The organism is Streptomyces manipurensis, assembly GCF_049570255.1.
GTDB lineage: Bacteria > Actinomycetota > Actinomycetes > Streptomycetales > Streptomycetaceae > Streptomyces > Streptomyces manipurensis.
This window is the reverse complement of record NZ_CP186950.1, coordinates 7,132,306-7,153,588: the sequence shown is the minus strand read 5'-3', so window position 1 is coordinate 7,153,588 and position 21,283 is coordinate 7,132,306. Positions and strand designations below refer to the sequence as shown.

At 74.7% G+C, this 21,283-nt stretch carries 26 protein-coding genes; 11 read left to right on the top strand and 15 right to left on the bottom strand.

What is annotated here, in order from left to right:
• Positions 1-95 precede the first annotated feature (95 nt).
• Positions 96-482 carry a VOC family protein gene (locus ACPU2J_RS32495; protein ID WP_389075403.1) on the top strand — a complete coding sequence of 129 codons (387 nt, stop codon included), beginning with the start codon at positions 96-98 and terminating at the stop codon, positions 480-482.
• A gap of 6 nt (positions 483-488) precedes the next feature.
• Here ACPU2J_RS32495 and ACPU2J_RS32490 read toward each other — a convergent pair whose 3' ends face one another.
• Entirely contained in the window at positions 489-1,718 is a 1,230-nt protein-coding gene (locus ACPU2J_RS32490) for an FUSC family protein (protein ID WP_420078436.1), read from the bottom strand.
• A 158-nt stretch (positions 1,719-1,876) separates the two neighbouring features.
• On the opposite strand from ACPU2J_RS32490, the gene ACPU2J_RS32485 reads away from it, so the two are divergent.
• Complete coding sequence (locus ACPU2J_RS32485; RefSeq protein WP_361602103.1) at positions 1,877-2,062, top strand: hypothetical protein; 186 nt, start codon at positions 1,877-1,879, stop codon at positions 2,060-2,062.
• 72 nt (positions 2,063-2,134) lie between these two features.
• Here ACPU2J_RS32485 and ACPU2J_RS32480 read toward each other — a convergent pair whose 3' ends face one another.
• Positions 2,135-2,518, bottom strand: coding sequence for a hypothetical protein (locus ACPU2J_RS32480; RefSeq protein ID WP_420078437.1), 384 nt, complete (start codon positions 2,516-2,518; stop codon positions 2,135-2,137).
• Positions 2,519-2,668: 150 nt separating this feature from the next.
• On the opposite strand from ACPU2J_RS32480, the gene ACPU2J_RS32475 reads away from it, so the two are divergent.
• Together ACPU2J_RS32475 and ACPU2J_RS32470 are read left to right on the top strand one after the other, a co-directional pair.
• Positions 2,669-3,814, top strand: coding sequence for an amidinotransferase (locus ACPU2J_RS32475; protein WP_423834649.1), 1,146 nt, complete (start codon positions 2,669-2,671; stop codon positions 3,812-3,814).
• A 73-nt stretch (positions 3,815-3,887) separates the two neighbouring features.
• Positions 3,888-4,424 (top strand): SixA phosphatase family protein, encoded by a 537-nt coding sequence (locus ACPU2J_RS32470; protein WP_420078439.1) that lies wholly within the window; start codon positions 3,888-3,890, stop codon positions 4,422-4,424.
• Here ACPU2J_RS32470 and ACPU2J_RS32465 read toward each other — a convergent pair.
• The 8 genes from ACPU2J_RS32465 to sigK all read right to left on the bottom strand — a co-directional run bounded on the left by ACPU2J_RS32465 (position 4,410) and on the right by sigK (position 12,248).
• Positions 4,410-5,123 carry an alpha/beta hydrolase gene (locus ACPU2J_RS32465; protein WP_423835035.1) on the bottom strand — a complete coding sequence of 238 codons (714 nt, stop codon included), beginning with the start codon at positions 5,121-5,123 and terminating at the stop codon, positions 4,410-4,412. The two genes, ACPU2J_RS32470 and ACPU2J_RS32465, sit on opposite strands and share 15 nt — an antisense overlap.
• An 84-nt stretch (positions 5,124-5,207) precedes the next feature.
• Entirely contained in the window at positions 5,208-6,032 is an 825-nt protein-coding gene (locus tag ACPU2J_RS32460; protein WP_420078440.1) for a DUF1295 domain-containing protein, read from the bottom strand.
• Positions 6,029-7,315: a class I SAM-dependent methyltransferase gene (locus ACPU2J_RS32455; RefSeq protein ID WP_423834648.1), complete on the bottom strand. Its 1,287-nt coding sequence runs from the start codon at positions 7,313-7,315 to the stop codon at positions 6,029-6,031. Before ACPU2J_RS32455 ends, ACPU2J_RS32460 begins: the two co-directional genes overlap by 4 nt.
• Complete coding sequence (locus ACPU2J_RS32450) at positions 7,312-8,682, bottom strand: class I SAM-dependent methyltransferase (protein ID WP_420078442.1); 1,371 nt, start codon at positions 8,680-8,682, stop codon at positions 7,312-7,314. Before ACPU2J_RS32450 ends, ACPU2J_RS32455 begins: the two co-directional genes overlap by 4 nt.
• Positions 8,679-9,383, bottom strand: a complete 705-nt coding sequence (locus ACPU2J_RS32445; RefSeq protein WP_361608103.1) for a DUF1365 domain-containing protein — start codon at positions 9,381-9,383, stop codon at positions 8,679-8,681. Before ACPU2J_RS32445 ends, ACPU2J_RS32450 begins: the two co-directional genes overlap by 4 nt.
• Before the next feature lie 95 nt (positions 9,384-9,478).
• Entirely contained in the window at positions 9,479-10,753 is a 1,275-nt protein-coding gene (locus ACPU2J_RS32440; protein WP_420078443.1) for an NAD(P)/FAD-dependent oxidoreductase, read from the bottom strand.
• A gap of 152 nt (positions 10,754-10,905) precedes the next feature.
• Entirely contained in the window at positions 10,906-11,658 is a 753-nt protein-coding gene (locus tag ACPU2J_RS32435) for an anti-sigma factor (protein ID WP_420078444.1), read from the bottom strand.
• On the bottom strand, positions 11,655-12,248 hold the full coding sequence (gene sigK, locus ACPU2J_RS32430) for an ECF RNA polymerase sigma factor SigK (protein ID WP_389075417.1): 594 nt from the start codon (positions 12,246-12,248) through the stop codon (positions 11,655-11,657). The genes ACPU2J_RS32435 and sigK overlap by 4 nt, the downstream gene beginning before the upstream one ends.
• Positions 12,249-12,871: 623 nt before the next feature.
• Between sigK and ACPU2J_RS32425 the strand changes: the two genes are divergently transcribed.
• Together ACPU2J_RS32425 and ACPU2J_RS32420 are read left to right on the top strand one after the other, a co-directional pair.
• Positions 12,872-13,519 (top strand): fasciclin domain-containing protein, encoded by a 648-nt coding sequence (locus tag ACPU2J_RS32425; RefSeq protein ID WP_423834647.1) that lies wholly within the window; start codon positions 12,872-12,874, stop codon positions 13,517-13,519.
• A 100-nt stretch (positions 13,520-13,619) separates the two neighbouring features.
• Positions 13,620-13,973 (top strand): PRC-barrel domain containing protein, encoded by a 354-nt coding sequence (locus ACPU2J_RS32420; RefSeq protein WP_423834646.1) that lies wholly within the window; start codon positions 13,620-13,622, stop codon positions 13,971-13,973.
• 349 nt (positions 13,974-14,322) lie between these two features.
• Here the strand turns inward: ACPU2J_RS32420 and ACPU2J_RS32415 are convergent, their stop codons facing one another.
• Together ACPU2J_RS32415 and ACPU2J_RS32410 are read right to left on the bottom strand one after the other, a co-directional pair.
• Positions 14,323-14,802 (bottom strand): DUF5709 domain-containing protein, encoded by a 480-nt coding sequence (locus ACPU2J_RS32415; protein WP_420078447.1) that lies wholly within the window; start codon positions 14,800-14,802, stop codon positions 14,323-14,325.
• Positions 14,803-14,868: 66 nt separating this feature from the next.
• Positions 14,869-15,219, bottom strand: coding sequence for an STAS domain-containing protein (locus ACPU2J_RS32410; RefSeq protein ID WP_420078448.1), 351 nt, complete (start codon positions 15,217-15,219; stop codon positions 14,869-14,871).
• 113 nt (positions 15,220-15,332) lie between these two features.
• Here ACPU2J_RS32410 and ACPU2J_RS32405 point away from each other — a divergent pair, with 113 nt between their 5' ends.
• Positions 15,333-16,232, top strand: coding sequence for an oxygenase MpaB family protein (locus ACPU2J_RS32405; RefSeq protein WP_423834645.1), 900 nt, complete (start codon positions 15,333-15,335; stop codon positions 16,230-16,232).
• Here ACPU2J_RS32405 and ACPU2J_RS32400 read toward each other — a convergent pair.
• Positions 16,211-16,519 (bottom strand): hypothetical protein, encoded by a 309-nt coding sequence (locus tag ACPU2J_RS32400; RefSeq protein ID WP_420078450.1) that lies wholly within the window; start codon positions 16,517-16,519, stop codon positions 16,211-16,213. The genes ACPU2J_RS32405 and ACPU2J_RS32400 overlap by 22 nt on opposite strands.
• A gap of 132 nt (positions 16,520-16,651) precedes the next feature.
• Here ACPU2J_RS32400 and ACPU2J_RS32395 point away from each other — a divergent pair, with 132 nt between their 5' ends.
• From ACPU2J_RS32395 to ACPU2J_RS32380, 4 genes are all read left to right on the top strand, one after another.
• Positions 16,652-17,056 carry a hypothetical protein gene (locus ACPU2J_RS32395; RefSeq protein ID WP_420078451.1) on the top strand — a complete coding sequence of 135 codons (405 nt, stop codon included), beginning with the start codon at positions 16,652-16,654 and terminating at the stop codon, positions 17,054-17,056.
• 145 nt (positions 17,057-17,201) lie between these two features.
• Complete coding sequence (locus ACPU2J_RS32390) at positions 17,202-18,629, top strand: carotenoid oxygenase family protein (protein ID WP_423834644.1); 1,428 nt, start codon at positions 17,202-17,204, stop codon at positions 18,627-18,629.
• A 194-nt stretch (positions 18,630-18,823) separates the two neighbouring features.
• Positions 18,824-19,696: an isocitrate lyase/PEP mutase family protein gene (locus tag ACPU2J_RS32385; RefSeq protein WP_423834643.1), complete on the top strand. Its 873-nt coding sequence runs from the start codon at positions 18,824-18,826 to the stop codon at positions 19,694-19,696.
• Entirely contained in the window at positions 19,693-19,947 is a 255-nt protein-coding gene (locus tag ACPU2J_RS32380) for a hypothetical protein (protein WP_391342620.1), read from the top strand. The genes ACPU2J_RS32385 and ACPU2J_RS32380 overlap by 4 nt, the downstream gene beginning before the upstream one ends.
• 79 nt (positions 19,948-20,026) lie before the next feature.
• Here ACPU2J_RS32380 and ACPU2J_RS32375 read toward each other — a convergent pair whose 3' ends face one another.
• Together ACPU2J_RS32375 and ACPU2J_RS32370 are read right to left on the bottom strand one after the other, a co-directional pair.
• A complete protein-coding gene (locus ACPU2J_RS32375; RefSeq protein ID WP_420078455.1) occupies positions 20,027-20,287 on the bottom strand; it encodes a hypothetical protein in 261 nt (86 codons plus the stop codon).
• Between the two features lie 79 nt (positions 20,288-20,366).
• Positions 20,367-21,203, bottom strand: coding sequence for a class I SAM-dependent methyltransferase (locus ACPU2J_RS32370; RefSeq protein ID WP_423834642.1), 837 nt, complete (start codon positions 21,201-21,203; stop codon positions 20,367-20,369).
• Positions 21,204-21,283: the final 80 nt, after the last annotated feature.

Genomic DNA, 21,283 nt, shown 5'->3' with positions numbered 1-21,283 from the left:
GCTCCGTGCGGCCCGCGGGGCGTAGCGGCCGACACGGCGCCGCCGCCCGCGGCGAAACGCTCCCCGCCGGGCGCCGGGTGCGGGAGGGTGGTGCCATGGTGCACGTACTGAGCAGCAGGATCCTGCTGCGCCCCACGGACCCCGACCGCTCGCGGGCCTTCTACGGCGACACGCTCGGGCTCCCCGTCTACCGCGAGTTCGGCACCGGACCCGAGCGCGGGACGGTCTACTTCCTCGGCGGGGGCTTCCTCGAGGTGTCCGGACGTGCCGACGAACCCCCGGCGCCCGGGCTGCGGTTGTGGCTCCAGGTCGCGGACGCCGCGGCGGCGTACGAGGAGTTGCGCGGCCGGGGCGCGGAGGTGCTGCGCCCGCCGGTGCGCGAGCCCTGGGGGCTGATCGAGATGTGGATCGCCGACCCCGACGGGGTGCGCATCGCCGTGGTGGAGGTCCCGGCGGACCATCCGCTGCGCTTCCGTCCCTGATCCCGTTCAGGCGTCCTCGCGGACGCCTTCGCGGGCGCGGCGGCGTCCCGGCCGCTTCCTGAGCCATCCGGTCAGGCGGCCGGTGCGGCGGGTGCGCGTGTGCCGGTCGAGTTCCTCCAGCAGGCGCTGGGAGCGCTTCTCGACGCCCAGTTCGTCGAGGACGCGGTCGATCTCGCTCAGGAGGGCCCCGCGCAACTGCCAGTGGGCCGGGTCCTCGCGGGCGCCGGCCAGCAGGAGGTCGGCGAGCCGGTCGCGGTGGGCCCGGGCCACGGCGAGTTCCGCGGCCAGCCGGGCCTCGGCCTCCTCGGCGTTGGCGCTGACCTGCGCGGTGATCAGCTGGGCGAAGCTCTGGACGGCGACGGCCGTGTGGCGCAGCACCTGGCGGAGCGCTTCGGCGGTGCGGGGGTCGAAGAGCGGACCGTCGGGCTTGGCCCGGGCCAGGTCCGTCAGGGTCCGGGAGGCGACGCGGAGCACGACGGCGCAGATCTCCAGGGTGTCCAGTCCGGTGCGCAGTACCAGGCGGAAGAGCAGCCCCTCCTTGACCCTGGGGTTGAGCCGGAGGCTGTCCTCGGCCTGCCGGAGGGCGGCGTCGACCTGTGCGATGTCGTTGTCGAGCCGTCGTGCCTCGTCGAGCCGGGCGGCGGCCTGTTCGACCCTGGCCGGGCCGGGGAGTTCCTCGCCGAGGTGGTCCAGCAGCCGGCTCATGCGTCCCGCCAGGTCGGTGATCGCGGTGCCGGCGGGGCCGACCCACAGGGGCGGTGCGAGGAGCAGGTTGACGAGGAGCCCGACGACCGCGCCGATGAGGGTTTCCAGGACCCGGTCCCAGGCGGTGTCGGTGACCTGGGTGACGCCGAGGACGAGCATGGCGCTGATCGCGACCTCGGGGACGAACTCGTCCACCCGCACCAGGTGGCCGACCACGAGGGAGGCCAGGATCAGCAGGCCGAGGCTCCACCAGGTGAGGCCGACGAGCGCGCTGAACCCGATGGCGATGAGCACGCCGACGACCACGGAGTTCACCCTGCGGATGCTGGTGGTGAGGGTGGAGTACAGGGTGACCTGGACGACGAGCAGGGCCGTGAGCGGGGCGGTGAGCGGGTTCGGTTCGCTGCTGAGGCGGAGCGCGACGACGTAGCTGATGACGGCCGCGGCGGTGGAACGCAGGGCCTGGACGGCCACGGGCTCCCTGCGCCGGCGGGCGAACCGGGTGGCGAGGTCAGTGATCGTTTCGGGCATGTCCGGGCGCCTTCCCCCTGGTGGGCCGAATGACGCGTGGCATGGCCGCGCCGGTCGGATCGCTCCAGGATGGACGTACGAGGAGGGTGTACGGGCGATCCGCGGGTAGGCGGGGTGTCCGGACACCGGTCGACGACGTCTGCGAGGGAGCGGAAGCCATGAAGGGTGCCGAGGAGAAGCGTCAGGAGCCGGGGAAGGGCCGTGAGGAGCAGGCCCAGGAACACCCCGGACCCGACCCGGTACATCCCGAGGCCAGCAAGCCGGTCGCCGGGAAGACCCCGGAGGAGCTGAGGATGCGCCAGGAGCGGAAGATGGCCCGGCAGGGGGACGACGACCCGGAGTGAGCGGCGCGGCGGCGGGCCCGTGGGCGGCGTCCGGCCCCGGCCGGGCGGACGCCGCCCACGGGCCTTCGTCGGCTACGGGCCCTCGTCGTAGGTCCCCGCCTCGATCTCCAGGGCCAGTTCCCGCAGGACCTCGATCGACGAGAGGTCCGTGCGCCCGCTGTCGTGGACCATCGCCAGGCTGGTGAAGGCCAGGCTGAACCCGGAGACCATCGTGTGCAGGGCCGGGCCGAGCGCCTCGGCCACCAGGGACGCCACCTGCTGCGGGCTCGCGTCGGCGGGCACCCGGATCGAGGGCAGCATCTCGTTCAGCAGCAGGGTGGCCACGCCCGCCTTCCCGGCGGCGTCCTCGTCGTCCTCGGGGAGGTCGGCGAACTCCCCCGCCTCGGCGGCCCGGCGGATGTCCTGGGCGTCGGTGAGGATGCCGATCACCCGCTTGAGCACTTCTGCGCGTTCCATCCTGCGGAGGGTATCCCGGCCGCCGCGCGGCCGCCGCCGGATCGGGCGGACCACCCGGACGGGCGCACCGGCTGTCGCGGGGCGTGGAGCGCGCGGCATCGTGGGGTGGCGGGCAGTGGGGCCGAGGGCTCCCCGGAACGGAGGCTCACGATGGCGGCAGCGCAGGGACCGGGCCGCTCGCCCGCGGACGCGAGCGTGCGGCCCGAAGCGGTGCCCGCCGTCCCGCCGGTCTGCTCGCACAACGAGTGGGACCCGCTGGAGGAGGTCGTGGTGGGCCGGCTGGAGGGCGCGGCGTTCCCCTCCCGGCACCCGGTCGTGGCGTGCAACATCCCGCCCTGGGCTGCGCACTTGCAGGGGCTGGCGGCGGGCCGCCGGTACCCGCGGATCCTGGTGGAGTCGGCGCAGCACGAGCTGGACCGCTTCATCGCCCTCCTGGGGTCCCTCGGGATCACCGTGACGCGCCCGGACCCGGTCGACCACACCCGCAGGTTCGCCACGCCCGACTGGTCCTCGCGCGGGTTCTGCACCAGCTGTCCGCGCGACAGCATGCTGGTGGTCGGGGACGAGATCATCGAGACCCCTATGGCGTGGCCGTGCCGGTACTTCGAGACGCACGCCTACCGCACCCTCCTCAAGGACTACTTCCGCCGCGGTGCGCGCTGGACCGCGGCGCCGCGGCCGCAGCTGACCGAGGCGCTGTACGAGCCGGAGTACCGGGCGGCGCGGACCGGGCCGCCCGAGCGGTACATCCTCACCGAGTTCGAGCCCGTGTTCGACGCGGCCGACTTCGTCCGGGCGGGCAGGGACCTGTTCGTGACCCGGAGCAACGTCACGAACCTGATGGGGATCGAGTGGCTGCGGCGGCATCTGGGGCCGGGCTACCGGATCCACGAGATCGAGAGCCGCTGCCCGACCCCGATGCACATCGACACGACGTTCGTCCCGCTGTCGCCCGGCCGGGTGCTGGTCAACCCCGAGTACGTCGACGTGGACCGGCTGCCGGCGGTGCTCGACTCCTGGGAGATCCTGGTCGCTCCGGAGCCGGAACCGGTCGACGAGCGCCTGCTGGGCATCACGTCGATGTGCGGGAAGTGGCTCAGCATGAACGTCCTGGCGATCGGTGACGGACGCGTGATCGCGGAGCGCAAGCAGACCGGCATGCTCCGGGCCCTGGAGGCGTGGGGCTTCGAGCCGATCCCCTGCGACCTGCAGCACTACGCCCCGTTCGGGGGGTCCTTCCACTGCGCGACGCTCGACGTACGGCGCCGGGGAACGCTGGAGTCCTACCTGCCGTGAGGGTGCGGGCCCGCCGCCCGGACCGCACCATGGCCGTGTACCCGCGGTGGACGCGCAGAGCGGAGGAGCGGGCATGTCCTCGGAATCCGAAGGGGCGGCGGCCGGGAGCCGGCTGCTGCTGGTGCGGCACGCCAAGGCGGTGCCGAAGGGGGACCCCGCCGACGACTTCGAGCGCGGCCTGAGCGAGCGGGGCCGGGCCGACGCGGCCCGGACCGGCGCCTGGCTGGCGCAGTCCGGCCGGCTGCCCGACCTGGCGCTGTGCTCTCCCGCCCGCCGGACCCGGCAGACATGGCAGCTGGCGGTGCCGGCGCTCGCCGCCCCGCCGCCCGCCGTGTACGACGACAGGCTCTACGACGCGGTGCCGAACACGCTCGTCTCCGTCCTGGCCGAGCGGGGCCCGGGGCTGGGCTGCCTGGCGCTCGTGGGGCACAACTCCGGGATCCACGAGCTCGCCTCGGCCCTGTGCGGGACGGGCGGGCAGGAGCTGCTGGAGCGGCTGCGGGCGCGGTTCCCCACCTCCGGGGTGGTCGTGGTGGACCTGCCGGGCGGCTGGGACACCCTCACACCGGGCGCGGGGCACCTGACGGCCCTGTGGTCACCCCGGCACTGACCCCCGCGCCGCCCGCCGGGCCGGCGGGTCCGGGGCCGGGCGGGGGCTGCCGGTCCAGCCGAGGTCCCCGGTCAGGGACGGGCAGGGCGCCGTACCGAGCAGGGCCGCGGTGGCACCGGCCGTGATCCGGTGCCACAGCCCCGCCCGGCGGATCATGGCGTGACCGCCCGCCGGCATCCGGATCCCCACCACCCGCGCGCCGGCGGCGTGGGCCCGGGTCAGGCAGGCCCAGGTGTCCGCGGCCCGGGTGACCCGGTCGGCCTCGTCGTGGAGCGCCACGACGGTTTGGCCCCGCAGGTGCTCCGTGGGTTCGCCGGGCGGACACCACGGGGCCAGCGCGACGACCCCGGTGACCTGGGGGTCCCCGGCGGCCCTGAGCGCGGCCCGGCCGCCGAGGGAGTGTCCGACCAGCACGACCGGAACCGGGCCGGTGAGCGCCCGCAGTTCGTCCAGGGCGCGGTGCACGTCGGCGACCGGGTGGGCGTGCGGGCCGTTCCAGCCCCGGTGGCGGTAGCGGACGCGGGCGACGAGCACGCCGTCGTCCGCGGTGGCGCGCACCAGCGCCGCCGCGAACGGCCGCATGCGCCGGGCCGGCAGGTTCAGCCGCGTCGGCGGCTCCAGGGCGTCCGCGCGGCCGCCGTGCAGGAGCAGGACGGCGGCCCTCGCCCCGTGCGGGGGCTGCCCGCCGGGAACCGCCATCAGGGCCGGGCCGGCGGCTCCGTCCGCCTGGTCGGGGGTGCCGCCGGGGCTGCCTGGGTACGTGCCGTCGGGTACGCCGCGCATTCACGGCCTCCGCCGGCCGTCGCCGCCCCGGCGGGGTGGCAGCGGCAGGAAACCGCTGGTGCGCGCGGCGTACTCGGCGTAGCCGGGACGGTCTGCCATGTGCTTCTCCAGGAGGCGCTTGCCGCTGCCCGCGGTGAGCAGCAGGGTCATCAGGACCGGGGAGACCAGGACGGCCAGGGCAGGCTGCCACGCGGTGCAGGCGAGCAGGTAGATGCCCCACCAGACGAGGCTGTCCCCGAAGTAGTTGGGGTGACGGGTCCAGGACCACAGGCCGCGGTCCATGATGCGGCCCCGGTGGGCGGGGTCCGCCTTGAAGCGCGCCAGCTGGTGGTCGCCGACGGCCTCGAAGGCGAGTCCGAGCGCCCACACGGCGATCCCGCACCAGGCCAGCGGGCCGAGCGGCGCGGAGCTGTACGAGGCGGCCTGGACGGGCAGGGAGATCACCCAGACCAGGGCCGCCTGGCCGAGGTAGACGGTGCGCAGCGCGTACAGGGTGCGGTTCCCCGGGGCCTTGTCGAGGAGGGCGGTGTAGCGGGGGTCCTCGCCGTGGCCGCGGGAGCGCCGGGCGATGTGCGCCGAGAGCCGCAGCCCCCACAGCAGCGTCGCCGCGGCGACGAGCAGGCGGCGGCCGTCGTCCCCGTGCCCGGCGGAGAGCAGCCAGGTGACGACGGCGACGGCGCCGAAGGCGAGGCCCCAGGCGATGTCGACGATGCGGTGGAGGCCGCGGCGCAGGGCGACGGCGAAGGTGGCGAGCAGGACCGCCCCGGCCGTGGCCGCGCAGACGGCGAGGTTGACGGCGAGGGCGCCCCAGTCGGTTCCGGTCACGAGGGGCCCACCGGGGCGTACCAGGCGGCGGGGGTGGCCGGCAGGGCCGAGGTCCCTTCGCGGGTGGGCCGCACGGCGAGGATCTGGTCGACGCCCATGCGGCGCTCGGAGAAGGCCAGGGAGGCTCCGGCGAGGTAGAGGCGCCACACCCGGCCGGTGGTCTCCCCCACCAGGTCGGTGATCTCGCTCCAGCGGTTCTCGAGGGTGGCGCGCCAGGCGTCGATGGTGGTGGCGTAGTGCTCGCGGAGGGCTTCGGTGGAGCGGACCTCCAGTCCGGCGTCCTCCAGCAGGTCCACGGTCCGGCCGACGGGCCGCATGTGCATGTCGGGGGCGATGTAGGTCTCGATGAACGCGCCGCCGCCCGGAGCGTGGGCGCCGCGGGACATCTGCTGGATCAGCAGCCGGCCCTCGGGGCGCAGTACGTCGTGCAGTTTCGCGGCGAAGGCGGGGTACTCGGCGTCGCCGACGTGCTCGCCCATCTCCACGGCGGCGGCCGCGTCGTAGCCCCCGCCGTCGATGTGCCGCCAGTGCCGGAGCCGGACGTCCACCAGGTCGTCGACGCCCTCGCGGACGGCGCGCTCGGCGACGAAGTCGCACTGTGCGCGGGAGAGGGTGACGGCGGTGACGCGCACCTTGTGTTCGCGGGCCGCGTGCACGGAGAGCGAGCCCCAGCCGCAGCCGACGTCGAGGAGCCGGTCGCCGGCGCGCAGTCCGAGCTTGCGGCAGATCAGTTCGAGCTTGTCGCGCTGGGCGTCGGCGAGGGTGTAGCCGGGGTCGTCGGGGCGGGTCCAGTAGGCGCAGGAGTAGGCCATCGACTCGTCCAGCAGGAGCGCGTAGAAGGCGTTGGACAGGTCGTAGTGGTGGCTGATCGCGGCCCGGTCGCGGGAGGCGCTGTGCAGCGGGCCGGTGAGGCGGGCCCGCCCGTCGGGCCGGCGCGGGGGCGGCCCGGCCGCGCCCAGCCGGACGGCGAGGGCGGCGGCCGCGGCCAGGCCGGCGGGCCGGGGGCGCGCCGCGGGCCGGTCGCGGACGGTCCGGCCCGCGCGTGACAGGGCGTCGGCGAGGTCGCCGTCGATGTCGAGCTCTCCGGTGATGTAGGCCTCGGCGAGGCCGAGTTCGCCCGGCTGCCAGAGCACGCGGCGGAGCGCGGCGGGCGTCCGGAGCACGACCAGGGGTGCGTCCTCGGGGCCGGCCTGGCTGCCGTCCCAGGCGCGGACCCGGACCGGCAGCGGGCCCGGCAGGACGTGGCCGAGGAGGTCGGCGAGTCGGTCGGCGGCGGGCTTCACGGGCGGGTCCCTTCGGTGAGGAGCAGCTGGCGCACGTCGAGGTAGCGGGAGCGGAACCCGGCCTCGGAGTAGGCGAGGTAGAACTCCCACATGCGCTGGAAGACGGCGTCGAAGCCGAGGGCGCTGACGTGGTCGCGGCGGGCGGTGAACCGCTCCCGCCACAGGCGGAGGGTCTCGGCGTAGTGCTCGCCGTAGCCGTGGTCGGCGACGGTGGTCAGCCCGGCGGCGGCGGAGTGCTCGGCAATGGCCCGGCGGGAGGGGATCAGGCCGCCGGGGAAGACGTACTTGCTGATCCAGGTGTGGGTGGCGGCCGTGTGCAGCATGCGGGGGTGGTCCATGGTGATGGCCTGGAGGGCGATCCTGCCGCCGGGGACGAGGGCGCGGCGCAGCGCCGTGAAGTAGGAGGTCCAGTACTCGGAGCCGACGGCCTCGATCATCTCGACGCTGACCACGGCGTCGTGGCGGCCCTCGACGTCGCGGTAGTCGCGCAGCTGGACCTCGACGCGGTCGGCGAGCCCGGCGGCGGCGATGCGTTCGCGGGCCAGGGCGGCCTGCTCGGCGGAGAGGGTCAGGGTGGTGACCCGGGCGCCGCGGGCGGCGGCCCGCAGGGCGAGTTCGCCCCAGCCCGTGCCGATCTCCAGCAGCCGGGTGCCGTCGCCGACGCCGGCCAGGTCCAGCAGGCGGTCGATCTTGCGGTGCTGGGCGGGGACCAGGTCCTCGAAGCGGGCGGGGAGTTCGGCGAACACCGCGGAGGAGTAGGTGAGGGTGGGGTCGAGGAACGCGGAGAACAGGTCGTTCGACAGGTCGTAGTGGCGCTGGATGTTGTCGCGGGCCCCGGCCCGGGTGTTGCGGTCCGCGGCCGGGCGGCGCGAGACCCACAGGCCGCGCAGGCGGCGCAGCGGGGCGGGGACGAGCTCGTCGACGTGTTCGGCGAGGACGGTGAGGACACCGGCCAGGTCGTCGCTGTCCCATTCGCCCGCCATGTAGGACTCGCCGAAGCCGATCAGGCCGTGGCGGCCGATGCGCCGGTGGAAGGCGGCGGGGTCGTGCACGGTCAGCGTGGGGCCCGTACCGGGGTGCGCGGCGCCGCCGGGGGGCGCGGTCAGGGCAAGCCGGTCGAGGGCCCGGCCCACCAGGTGTGCGGCGACGGCGGTCCGGGCGGGCCCGGCCGGAGGGGTCCGCGCCACGTCCGGCCAGCGGCCGGCGTCGACGTCGCCGCGGCGGACCGCCGGCGCGCCGGGAGCGGCGGACCGGGCCGGGGATGTCCGCCCCTGCGTATGCGCGTGCGCCTGCGTCTGGGGGGGGATCCCGGTGGCGCGGCCGGACGTCCGGACGCGGCCGTGGGACGTGGTGGCGGGCTGGGTCACGACGTCATGCCTTCCTGCGGGGTGGACCGGGGACGGGGGTGTACGGGCAGGCCGCGCAGCAGCAGGTGGATGCCGTGGCGGCGGATGCCGGCCCAGACGGCGGCGGTGGACCAGGGTCGGCGGGCGGCGGCGGACAGCAGGGCGGGCACGGTGGCGGGCCGGCGGCGGCCGCGGACCACGGCGGTGAAGGCGCGGCCCTCCTCGTTCTCCAGGTGCACGGCCAGGTGCAGCCGTTCGCCGGGCAGCGGCAGCCGCATCCGGTAGCGGCCCTCGACGGCGAAGAACGGCGAGACGTAGAACTCCTTGTCCACCTCCGCCTCGTCGGAGCCGTCCGGGCGCAGCAGGTAGCAGTGGCGCTCCCCGTAGGTGTTGTGGACCTCGGCCACGACGCACACCAGGGCGCCGGAGCGGTCGTGGCACCAGTACACGCTGAGCGGGTTGAAGACGAACCCGAACACGCGGGCGTGCGCCAGCATGGTCACCTGCCCGCCGTCCAGGTCGATGCCGTGGCCGGCGAGGAAGGCGTCGAGTCCGGCGCGGAGGGAGGGCGCGCCGCCGCCGAAGTGGTCGCGCGCGTCGAAGCGGGCGAGCGGTCGCACCGGGCGGGGCAGTACGGGCAGCCGGTCGAGGTCCACGCACCACAGGTAGGTCCGGTGCCGGAAGGAGTGCCGCAGCGGTGTGGTGCGGGCGTGCGCGATCACGCACTCGTAGAGCGCCGCGGTCGGCGCCGCGGAGGGCGTCCCCGCGGCTGCCGGTGCGGCGGTCGCGGTGCGGGCGGCGGGGCCCGCGGTCCCGGTCACCAGCGCACCCCGAGCGACCGGGCGGCCTCCGCGCCGGAGCGGCAGCCGTCCTCGTGGAAGCCCCAGCCGTGCCAGGCGCCGGCGTAGGCGGTGACGCCCGTGTTCAGGCGGGGCAGCTGCCGCTGCGCGGCGACGGACTCCGGGGTGTAGACCGGGTGCTCGTAGACCATCCGGTCCACCACGCGGTCCGCGGCGATGCCGTCCTCCCCGCCCAGGGTGACGACGTAGTCGGCGCCCTCGGGCAGGTGCTGCAGGCGCCGCATGTCGTAGCTGACGCGCACGGGCTCCGTCGAGGGGTCGCAGCCGGTCATGCGGTAGTTCCAGGAGGCGCGGGCCCGCGGCGAACGCGGCAGGATCCGGGTGTCGGTGTGCAGCACGGTGGGGTTGCGCGAGTAGGTGAAGGCGCCCAGGAGGCGCCGCTCGTCCTCGGTGGGGTCGGCGAGGAGGCGCAGCGCCTGGTCGGGGTGCGTGGCGATCACCACGGCGTCGTGGGAGTCGGTGCCCTCCCCGGTCGTGACGCTCACGCCTCCGCCGGTGCGCCGGACCGCGTCCACCGGGCTGGAGGTGTGGACGCGCTGGACGTGCTTGGCCGCGGCGGCGACGTACGCGGCCGAACCGCCGGTGACGGTCTTCCACTGCGGGGAGCCCGTCACGGACAGCAGTCCGTGGTGGTCGAGGAAGGCGAAGAGGTAGGCGGCCGGATAGGACAGGGCGGTCCGTGCCGGGCAGGACCAGACCGCCGAGACCAGGGGCAGGACGAAATGGGTGACGAAGTAGGGCGAGAAGCGGCCGGCGCGCAGGAAGCCGCCCAGGGTGAGGTGCGGGGAGGGCTCGCCGGCGAGGAGGCGGCGGGCGCGGCGGTGGAAGAGCGGGACCTCCGCGAGCAGCAGCAGGTGGCGGGCCCGCAGCGCGGACCGGGAGGCGAACAGGGCGCCGGGGCCGCGGGCGCCCGCGTATTCCAGGCCGCAGCCGTCGCACCGCACCGACATGCTCATCTCGGCGTCCTGCGTGCCGATCCCCAGCTCCCGGAACAGCCGCAGCAGGGTGGGGTAGGTGCGCTCGTTGTGCACGATGAAGCCCGAGTCCACGGCGACGGGGCGGCCGCCGGGGCCCGCCGCCTCGTGGGTGTGGGCGTGACCGCCCAGGCGGTCGTCCGCCTCGTACAGGGTGACCTCGCACGAGGACGCCAGCACGTAGGCGGCGGTCAGACCCGCCACTCCGGCGCCGACGACGGCCACTTTCCGCTGTTCCACCACGACACTCCCACCCATCCGACACGCCGCGTGCGCGGCACTGTTCACCCTTGTTTCGCAGCAGAGGGGCGTGCGGATGGGTGAAGGCGCGACGAATTTCGGGCGCGCGGGCAGCCCGCCGCCGCGCCCCGGTCGCGGGGCGGCGGCAGCGGGTCCGGTCCCGCCGCGGGTCAGGCGGGCAGCCGCATCAGCATCAGGGGTGCGCTGGTGGGGCTGGGCGATCCGCCGGCCGGTTCGAGGGTGAGCCCGACGGCGCCTGCGTCGGCCGGATCGCCGACCATGAGGACGGTGCCGTCCCGGTCGATGAGGCCGGCCGGGACCATGGTGCCGTCGTGGTCGAGCCAGAGCTGGTACGTCATGCCCGCCGCGGGTGCGGGCAGCCCGCTCGCGGTGAACACCGCCTTGTTCTGCCGGTCGGAGGACACCACGGTGGTCAGGGCCCCGTTCCCGGTGCGTCCGTGGACGGTACGGGCGTCGGGCGCGGCCAGGACACCGCTGACGGTGTCCAGGCGCTGTTCGGCCCGACGGGCGCGCTGCTGCTGTTCCTCGCTCTGCTGGTGCTGCCAGGCGGCCAGGCCGGCGAAGGAGGCGGCGGCCACCAGGCTGGCCGCCAGGGCGAGCGGCATGGCCCGTCGCCGCAGGGTGCCGCCGAGGGTGGTGGTGGAGGCGGCGCCGGGAAGCCGCGGGGGCAGCTGCCGCACCCCGTCGATGGCGGCCAGGGTGTGCTGCCGCATCTCGGGCGGCGGGGGCTGGGAGGCGGCCACGGCCAGGCGTGCGGCGGTCGCCTCGAACTCGGCGGCCTCGCGACGGCACTCCTCGCAGTGCGGCAGGTGGGCCGTGAACGCCTCCTGTTCGGCGGGGTCCAGGGCGCCCAGGGCGTACGCGGCGGCGAGGGTGTGGGCATCGGAGTGGTGCTGCTTCATGTGGTCACCCCCATGCAGTCGCGGAGCCGGATGAGCCCGTCGCGCATGCGTGTCTTGATGGTCGGAAGGGGTGTGCGCAGGGCTTCCGCGACCTCACGGTAGGTGAGCCCCCGGTAGTAGGCCAAGGTCACCGCCTGGCGCTGGAGTTCGGTCAGACTCCGCAGGCATCGGCGGACCTGCTCGCTCTCCAGCCGGGTCTCGACCTGTTCGGCGACCTCGTCGAAGGCGGTGCGGTGTTCGCGGGCGGCCTGGGCCTGCTCGCGGTCGGCGGCGGCCTGGGCGGAGCGAACCCGGTCCACGGCCCGCCGGTGGGCGATCGTCGCGGCCCAGGTGGTGACGCTGCCGGCGTCGGAGCGGTAACGGGCGGCCTGCCGCCACAGGTCGATCATGACCTCCTGGGCGACCTCCTCGGACTGCGCCCGGTCGCGCACGACCTTGACGACGATCCCGAACACCATGGGCGCGAGGGCGTCGTAGAGGACGGAGAACGCCTGCTTGTCCCCGTGGGCGACCTTCTGCATGACCTCGGCGAGATCGCCGGGTCCTGGGCGGCCGCCTGGGCGGGGGCCGAAGGGAATGGGTTGGTTCACCGGCGGGGCTCCGGCCGTTGCGACCAGGCGAAGGGGCGGCCTGGCGGGGCCGTCGGGGGGCGGGGTGTCCATCGCATGGTGTTCCTCAGTCCGTAGAGCGGGGCCGGACCGCCTCCCGGGGCGGTCCGACCGCAGAGCCGTGTGGCGCCTCTGAACAGTTCTTCGTAGCCGACGCGCGTGTGGATGGGACGCTACCCGGTCATCCGCGCGGCCACCGGTTCACTCGTTCGAGGGAACCCGGCCTCCGGGGCACGTCCAAAGCGGCCCGGGGCACGAAGAAGGGTCGAGCGGGCGGCAGCCGCCTCCGGCGCCGCTCGGTCGGCCGCGGGCGCTCCCCGCGGCCGGGGGCCCGGGGCCGCCGCCGGAAGACGGGCCGGCGCGTGGGCCCGCTGCGGGTGGCCGGTCGGCGGCCACCCGCAGCGCTCCCGTACGACGGGGGCGGGCGACGGCGAAGGGAGGGCGACGCATGGGTCGGTGGCGCGGGGGCCGGGCCCGGCGGCGCCCGGGCGGCGGACTCACTCGTTCGGGTGAGTACCCCATCCATCCGGCCGGTTCTCCCGAATCCCTCCCGTGACCACCTCTCCATCCATCCATCGACAGAAGCTCAAGGGGAGCAACCGATCATGAACGCCCTGAAGATCCGCCGTACCGCCGTCGCCGTCGCCGCAGCCGCGGTGCTGCCCTTCACCCTCGCCGCCTGCTCCGACTCCGGTGACACCAAGGCCGCCCCGACCGCGGCCGCCGGGGACCAGGCCAAGACCGCCACGGGCACGCCGTCCGACGGTGCGATGACGGGTGACAAGCCGTTCGGCGCGGCGTGTGCCGGTGTCCCGAAGGAGGGCGCGGGCTCGTTCGACGGGATGGCCAAGGACCCGGTCGCCACCGCCGCCTCGAACAACCCGGCCCTGTCCACCCTGGTCGCCGCGGTCAAGCAGGCCGGCCTGGTCGACACCCTCAACAACGCCAAGGACATCACCGTCTTCGCTCCCACGAACGACGCCTTCGCCAAGATCCCGAAGGCCGACCTCGACAAGGTCCTCGCCGACAAGGAGCAGCTGACCAAGATCCTCACCTACCACGTGGTCGGCCAGAAGCTCACCCCGCAGCAGCTGGAGAACGGCAGCTTCGAGACCCTGCAGAAGGGCATGGTCACCACCTCCGGCTCCGGAGAGGCCTACAAGGTCAACGACGCCTCCAACGTCGTCTGCGGCAACGTCAAGACCGCCAACGCCAACGTCTACATCGTCGACACCGTCCTCATGCCCAAGTAGCCGGCCCTTCGAGGACCGGCGGCGGCGTGCACGTGTATCCCCCGGGAGCCGGGGCAGGCGGGCCGTGACCGAAAGATCGAAGCGAGGGAGCTGTTTCCTGATGTCTGAGCACGCCTGGGCCTACCGCACCGCCGCCGGCCGCATCGCGGACGTGGACCTGTCAGGCTTCACGGTGGAGGCGACCGACGGAGGCATCGGGAAGGTCGACAAGCACTCCGACGAGGCCGACTCCTCCTACCTGGTCGTGGACACCGGACCGTGGATCTTCGGCAAGGAGGTCCTCGTCCCGGCGGGCACGGTCACCGCTATCGACGTGCGGGAGGAGACGGTGCACGTCTCCCTGACCAGGGAACAGGTCAAGAACGCACCGGAGTTCGCCCGGGACCGGCACCTGGAGGACGTCGAGTACCGCCGGCAGCTCGGCGGCTACTACGGCTTCCTGCCGCTGATGTGACGCGGGGCCGGCCCGTTCCGGCGCAGGGGTGCCCGGCCGCACACGCGGCCGGGCACCTTTGCGTCCGCTCGGAATGGGTGCGACATCGCGCGGACGTGGTGCAAGAGTGGTGCAGTCACGGTGCACCCCCGCACCCGGACACCGAGCGCTACTCGGTGACCCTGTGCCCGCCCGCCGTCACCGTCGTGTCGGAGCCGGCCGCCGCGTCCGGCGTCAGCAAGTCCGACGTGATCAACCGCGCGGTGCTCCTGCTCGGGTTCATCGAGCAGGAGCGGGCCAAGGGCCACGACCTGATGATGCGTGACTCCGCGGGCACGCTGGAGCGGATCCACATCATCCGAGGCGGCCGTCACGGGGGCGGGTACGGTTCGTCCCCGTCCTCCGACCTGTCCTCCCAGCCCTCCTCCACGACGTGGACGGCAGCCTCCTCGGCCGAGGCGGCTCCGCCGTCGATCCCGACGTCGCGGGCCAGCACGGAGATGTGGCGCCGCGGGCCCGCGTCGTCCACCGCCATGAGGCGGCCCGCCCGGTCCGCTCCGGCGAGCAGCGCGTCCCCGGACTCGTCGCGGGCCTCGTCCTCGTCCGAGACCTCCGGCCGCTCACGGGCGAGCCGCTGGTCCAGGGTCTCCCCCGCGCGCTGCTCGGCGGCGGTCGTGCCGCGGCCGTCCACGGCCAGGGGCCGGTCGAGGGGGACGTAGGCCGTGTCGAGGGTGTCGTCGAGGTCCGGCTCGTCGAGGGCGTTCTCCAGGTCGGGCTGTGCCTCGGCCGGTTCGTCCGTCTCCTGCGGCTGGTAGACGTCGTCGCCGTAGTGTTCGTCGGCGCTGCTCATCGGGTTCTCCCATCGGTGGGTCCGTACGGCCGCAGGCGGGGCGGAACGCTCCGGTGCCGGCGTCGCTCAGCCGGGTACGGCGGGGTCGAGCGGGAAGCGGCCGGTCGTGCCGGTGTACTCCAGGAGCCGCAGCAGCTGGTGGCTGGGCGCCGCCAGCCGCACCACGTGCCCCGACTCCTCGCCCCGCCGGCGCGCCTCCAGCAGTGTGTTGAGGCCCGCGGAATCACAGAACGAGGAATGGCGCAGGTCGACGACGATCTCGGCGCCGTCGGGCGCCTCGGCGAGGGCGGCGGCGAGGGCCGCCCGGAGCTCGTCGGCGTGCTCCACGTCCATGTCACCGGTCACCCGGACCACGTAGGGTCCCGGGCCGGCGGTACCGGCCGGGGGTCCCGGTGCTCGCGCGTCTTCGGCAGCCATGACGTTCCTCCTCGTACGCCGCGCGCCTTCCCCTCACATCATCCCCCAATCGCCCCGATCGCCCCGGCCGGTACGGGCTGGGCGCCGGTGCGGGCCGGGCACATACTGGGGGCATGGCGAGGGCGACGACGGCTGTCCGGCGGATCAGGCGGCAGGCCGGCGAGGCGGTCTTCCTGCGGGTAGCCGGGCCCGACGGGCCGCGCAACCGGGCCCGGATCCACACGGCTCCGGGACCGCGGTGGTTCTCCCCGGACCGGCCGGTGCGACGGGTCCACGGGGACGCCTCGATGTTCGTGGGCGGGCTGTCCGCCCTGCTGCTCCAGTCCCTGCACCCCGTCGCGATGGCCGCCGTCGCCGCGCACTCGGGCTACCGCGGGGACCCGTGGGGGCGGCTGCACCGGACCAGTACCTTCCTGGCGGTCACCACGTTCGGGACGGGCTCGGACGCCGAGGCCGCCGTGGCCCGGGTCCGCGCGGTGCACGCCCGCGTCCGCGGCAGGACCGACGAGGGCGTGCCGTACCGGGCCGACGATCCGGAGCTGCTGGGCTGGGTGCACGTCGCGGAGGCGTACTGCTTCCTGCGGGCGCACCAGCGGTACGGCAGGTGTCCGCTGGACCCCGCCGGCTGCGACGCCTACCTCGCCGACACGGGGTTCGTCGCCCGGGCCCTGGGGGTGGTCGGGCCCCCGGAGAGCACGGCCGAACTGGAGGACCGGATGGAGGCCTGCCGGCCGCTGCTGCGGCCGACGCCCGCGTCCCGTGACACCGCGCGGTTCCTGCTGGCCGAGCCGCCGCTGCCGGGGGCCGCCCGGCTGCCGTACGGACTGCTGGCGGCCGCGGCGGTCGAGCTGCTCCCGCCGTGGGCGAGGGCGGCGGTCACCTCCGGTCCCGTGCCGCTGCCGGCCCGGCTGCCGCCCGGTGCCGCCCGCCTCGGCGGCCATGCCGTGACCCGGGCGATCCGCTGGGCGCTGCCCCCGGCTCCCCCGGTCGCTCAGTACTCCTCGTCGGGGTAGCCCCACTCGATCCTGGACACGGCTCCCGCTGCGACCTCCTCGACCGCCGCCCGGAAGAGCCCCTCGAAGTGGGGCCGCCAGAGGTAGGAGCGGGAGACGCAGAGCGGGTGGTCCGACTCCCCGGAGACGAAGAGGGCGCCGTGATCGTCCTTGGCCACGCCCATGCTGACTTCGAGCTCGATGTTCTCGGCGAGCATCAGCCGGCCCAGGGCGTCGACGATCCGGTGGGCCTGCGGTTCGTCGGCGATGCCGGTGACGGTGAAGGCGAGATCGATGTTGACTGACATGGTCCGGAGCGTACGGGGGGCCACCGACAGACCGGTGCCCGCCGGCCGCCGACCCCGTCCGGCGGCGCCCCGGATAATGGCGGCGGGCCGGTGCGCGACCGGCCGGTGACGGCGCGGAGGGATGAGGGACCGATGACGCTCCGAGAGGGCCAGCGGGTACGACTGGCGGCGGACCTGCGGCTGACCGGGGCCGTCGTGGTGGCGGCGGACGGGCCGGCCGGCGAGGAGCCAGACGCCGTCGTCGGGTCCCTGTCCCTGGCGGCGGGTACCGCGGGCACCGTGGAGCGGGTGCACGGCCCGCGGGAGCACGAGCAGAGCCACGAGGTCCGCGAGTACGTACGGCTCACCTCGCTGCGGGACGACTTCGGCCACCAGATGCCCCCGGCGAGCCGGCAGCAGCTGGAGGAGCGCATCGGCGAACTGGAGCCGCACTGGCTGGCCCACCGGGAGCAGCGGGCCCATGTCACCGCGCGGGTCCGGCTCGACAACGGGTTCGTCCTCGACGACGCGCACGAGGCCGTCCTCACTCCGGCCTGAGCCGGGCAGCCGTCCCCCGCCGCTGCCCAGCCCGGCACAGGGCACCCGCCCGGAGTACGGGTTTCACTGGAAGGAGCCGCAACCGCGCGCCCGCGGGGGACGGCTCCGGCCGGCGACGGCCCCCGGGCGCCTGCCGGGAGGTCCCGTGAACACGCACACGCCACCCCGATTCGACCCCGCCCGCGTCCCGCATCTGCTGGGCTCGTTCGCCCCGGTCACCGAGGAGGTCGACGCCGTCGACCTGGAGGTGACGGGCGAGATCCCGGCCGCCCTGGACGGCCTGTACCTGCGCAACGGACCCAATCCGCGCTTCACCCCGATCGGCTCGTACCTCTATCCGATCGACGGTGACGGCATGCTGCACGGCGTCTGGCTCTCGCAGGGCCGCGCCCGCTACCGCAACCGCTTCGTGCGCACGCCCGCGCTGGAGGCCGAGGAACGCGTGGGACACGCCCTGTGGGGCGGTCTGGAGTCGATGGTCTTCCCGGGTGCCGACCAGGTCGGACCGGAGCTCGCCGGCACCTTCCGGGACCTCCCCGACATCAACGTGGTCCGGCACGGCGGCCGCCTGCTGGCCCTCGCCGAGTCGGCGTGCCCCTTCCGGGTCGACGGGGGTCTGGGAACCCTGGGCCGGGAGGACTTCGGCGGGGCCCTGCCGGCGGGGATCACCGCCCACCCCAAGATCGACCCGGTCACGGGGGAGATGGTGGTCTTCTGCTACGGCCTCGAACCGCCCTACCTCACCTGGTCGGTCATCGCCCGGGACGGCACCGTCTCCCGCGGCCCCACCCCCGTGGAGGGCGTGGACGAGCCGATGATGATCCACGACATGGCCCTGACCGGCCGGTACGCCGTCCTCGTCCTGGCCCCCGCCTTCTTCGACCTGGAAGCGGCGATGGCGGGTGGCGCGCTGCTCTCCTGGCGGCCCGAACGCGGCACCCGGGCGGTGCTGATCCCGCGCGACGGCGGACCGCCGCGGTGGGCGGACGACGAGGCCTTCTGGCTCTGGCACACGGTGAACGCCTACGACGACGGAACCGGCCCGGACGCGCCGGTGGTCCTCGACTACGTGCAGTGGAGCCGGCTCACGGTCGGGGGCGAGGTTCCCTCCGAGCCGGTGACGGGCGGGCTCGTGCGGGCGCGCCTGGACCCGGCCGCCGGCAGCATGTCCCGCACCCTGCTGGACGACGCCCGGGTGGAGTTCCCGCGGATCGACGACCGGCGCATCGGGCGGCGCCACCGCCATGCGGCGCTGGCCACCGAGACCGGGCGCACGGACCTGCTGGCCGGCGAGTACGACGCCGTGCGCTGGTTCGACACGGAGACCGGAGCGGCACAGGTCTGGGACGCGGGGGACCTCTCGGTCGGAGAACCGGTGTTCGCACCCGAACCGGGCCTCGACTCGGACGCGCACGGCTACTGGATGACCTTCGCGACCGACCGCACCGACGGTTCGAGCTGGTTCCTGGTGATCCCCGCCGAGGACCCCGCCTCCGGGCCGGTGGCCCGCGCGCGGATCCCCGTACGGGTACCCCTGGGCCTGCACGGCTGCTGGCTGCCCACCGCAGCGTGACACGGCGCCCGACCGGCCCCCACCAGTGACGTTTCTGTGGTGAACGATCTACGCCGATGGGGTGAGCAAAGGCTTGCCCAGGAGATGTTCGGCACTTCCCCAAGGAACCATCCCGTTCAGGTAAAGAGCCCCCCCTCGTCGTACGGGCTCTCCGCCTCCCCTGTGCCGACGCTCTCCTCGGAGGAAGCCGACCGATGACTTACGGGACCAAGCTGCGGGAACAGATCGCCGAACCGGGCACCACTCCCCTGATCGGGGTGTACGACATGTACTCGGCCTCGGTGGCCGCCGGGCACTACGACGGGATGTTCGTCTCCGGATTCGGATTCGCCGCCTCCCACTACGGGCTGCCGGACATCGGCTTCATCGCCTGGCCCGACATGATGGCGTTCGTCCAGCGGCTGCGCGGCGCCTTCCCCCGCCACCACCTCCTCGTCGACATCGACGACGGGTACGTCGATCCCGAGGTGGCCTGCCACGTCGTGGAGGGCCTGGAGCGCATGGGTGCCTCGGGCGTCATCCTCGAGGACCAGAAGCGTCCGCGCCGTTGCGGGCACGCCGACGGCAAGCAGGTCCTGCCGCTGCAGGAGTACCTGGAGAAGCTGGAGATGGTCCTCGCCACGCGCAAGGACCTGGTCGTCGTCGCCCGCACCGACGCGACGGAGGAGGCCGACATCGTCCACCGCGCGCAGGCACTGGCGTCGACGGACGCCGACGTGGTCCTCGTCGACGGGGTCCGCAGCGTGGAGTGGATCGAGCGGATCCGCCGGGCCGTCGGCGACAAGCCGCTGCTGTTCAACCAGATCGCCGGGGGCAAGTCCCCCCGGCTCTCCCTCACCGAGCTGACCGACCTCGGCATCGACGTCGCCATCTACAGCACCCCCTGCCTGTTCGCCGCCCACAAGGCGATGGACACGGCCCTGGCGGAACTGCGGCTCGCCGACGGACGGCTCCCGGCGGCGGACGGCAACGAGGAGGTCGGCGTCGGGGAGTCCACCCGGCTGCTGGCGAAGAACATCTCGCGTCACCACCCCCTGCCCGTCGCGCGCGAGGGCGCACGGGTGTGACCGGCGCGCGCGTCCGGGCGGCCGCCTGCCTCGCCGTGGCCTTCCTGGCGGGAGGCGCGGCGCCGGCCGCCGCGAGCGACAGCCTGATCACCGTCATCGACAACTCCCACGCGGACTCCGTGGTGGAGGTGGACCGTACGGCCAACCTCCAGAGCGGAAGCGGAACGGCGGGCAGCGACCACGACGGCAGCGCCGTGGACGTGCTCGCCACCCTCGTCGAGGCGGTGCATCCGCCGCGGGACGGCGACTGAGCCGACCCGGACGCCTGAACGGGAACGGCCGGATCGCGATCGCGGTCCGGCCGTTCCCGTCGTGGGCGCACCGGCCCGGTCAGTCCTCGCCGGGGAGGTCCAGGTCGTCGCCCGCCTCGTCGGTGAGCTCGTCGGTGAGGTCGTCCGTGAGGTCGTCGGCCAGTTCGTCGGCGAGGTCGTCGGCGAGGTCGTCGGCGGGACCGGACGCCGCGGCGGCGGCCACGGCCGCCGGGCCGGACGCGGTCGCGGGTGCGGCGGCCTGGGCGGTCGCGGCGAAGGAGAGGGCGGAGCCCGCGAGGACGAGGGCGATGACGGCGGTACGTGCGGTGAGGAGGCTCATGACCCGAGAACGATCTTGCTCGGGGGAGGTCACACCGCTCCCACCCGGTCGGACCACTCCCGGTGGGCCGCGCGGCCCGTCACCCGGGGCGGAGCGCGGTGACGAGGTGGTAGTCCAGGAGCCGCTGCTCCCAGGCGACGTGGAAGTTCCGGGGCCAGGTGCCCGGTGCCCAGAGCCGGGCGAGCCAGCGGTCCCAGCCCGGCCAGACGTGCGGGCCGATCGAGACGGCCCGGACCCCGGCGAAGCCGGCGCGCGTGAGGGCGTCCGCGAGCCGGGAGACGGGCCGGGCGATGTCCAGGCCGCCGGCGAAGGTCTCCAGCAGTCCCGCGAGCCGCTCCCCCGCGTCGGGCTCCCCCTCGGCGCTGAAGAAGCTGGTGACCGCCAGCCGCCCGCCGGGCCGCAGCACGCGTGCGGCCTCCCGGGCGAACGCCTCCAGGTCGGGGAAGTGCTGGGCCGCCTCGACGCTGTAGAGGCAGTCGAACGCGCCGTCGCCGAACGGCAGGTCCTCCGCGGCCCCCAGCACGAGGCGCAGCCCGTCCGGACGCGCCTCCAACAGCGCGGAGTTCGCCTCGCGGGCCCGCCGGAGCTGCTGGGGGTGGACGTCGACCCCGGTGACGGAGGCGGGAGCGTACTCCTCCAGGGCGAGGGCACAGCCGAGGCCCAGGCCACAGCCGATCTCCACGGCCCGGCCGCCGCGGGGAGCGGCCGCGTCGAGGACCTGCCGGTAGAGGTCCTGCTCGCTGCGGATCCGGTCCTCCGGGGACAGCGGCCCGTCCAGGTCGACGGCCTGCCAGTGGCCGAAGTTGATGAAGCCGCCGGCGAAGACCGGCTCGGCGCTGAGGTCGGCCGGCCCGTACGTCTCCCAGACCTGGGGGCGCACGGCCGGAACGGGCAGCTCCGCAGGGTCGACCGGCACAGTCCCACCGCCTCCTCGTGACGGGGCGTCGTACCCGGCGTCGCACCCCGTCGTCCCAGTGTGGCCCGCGCGGCCCCGTC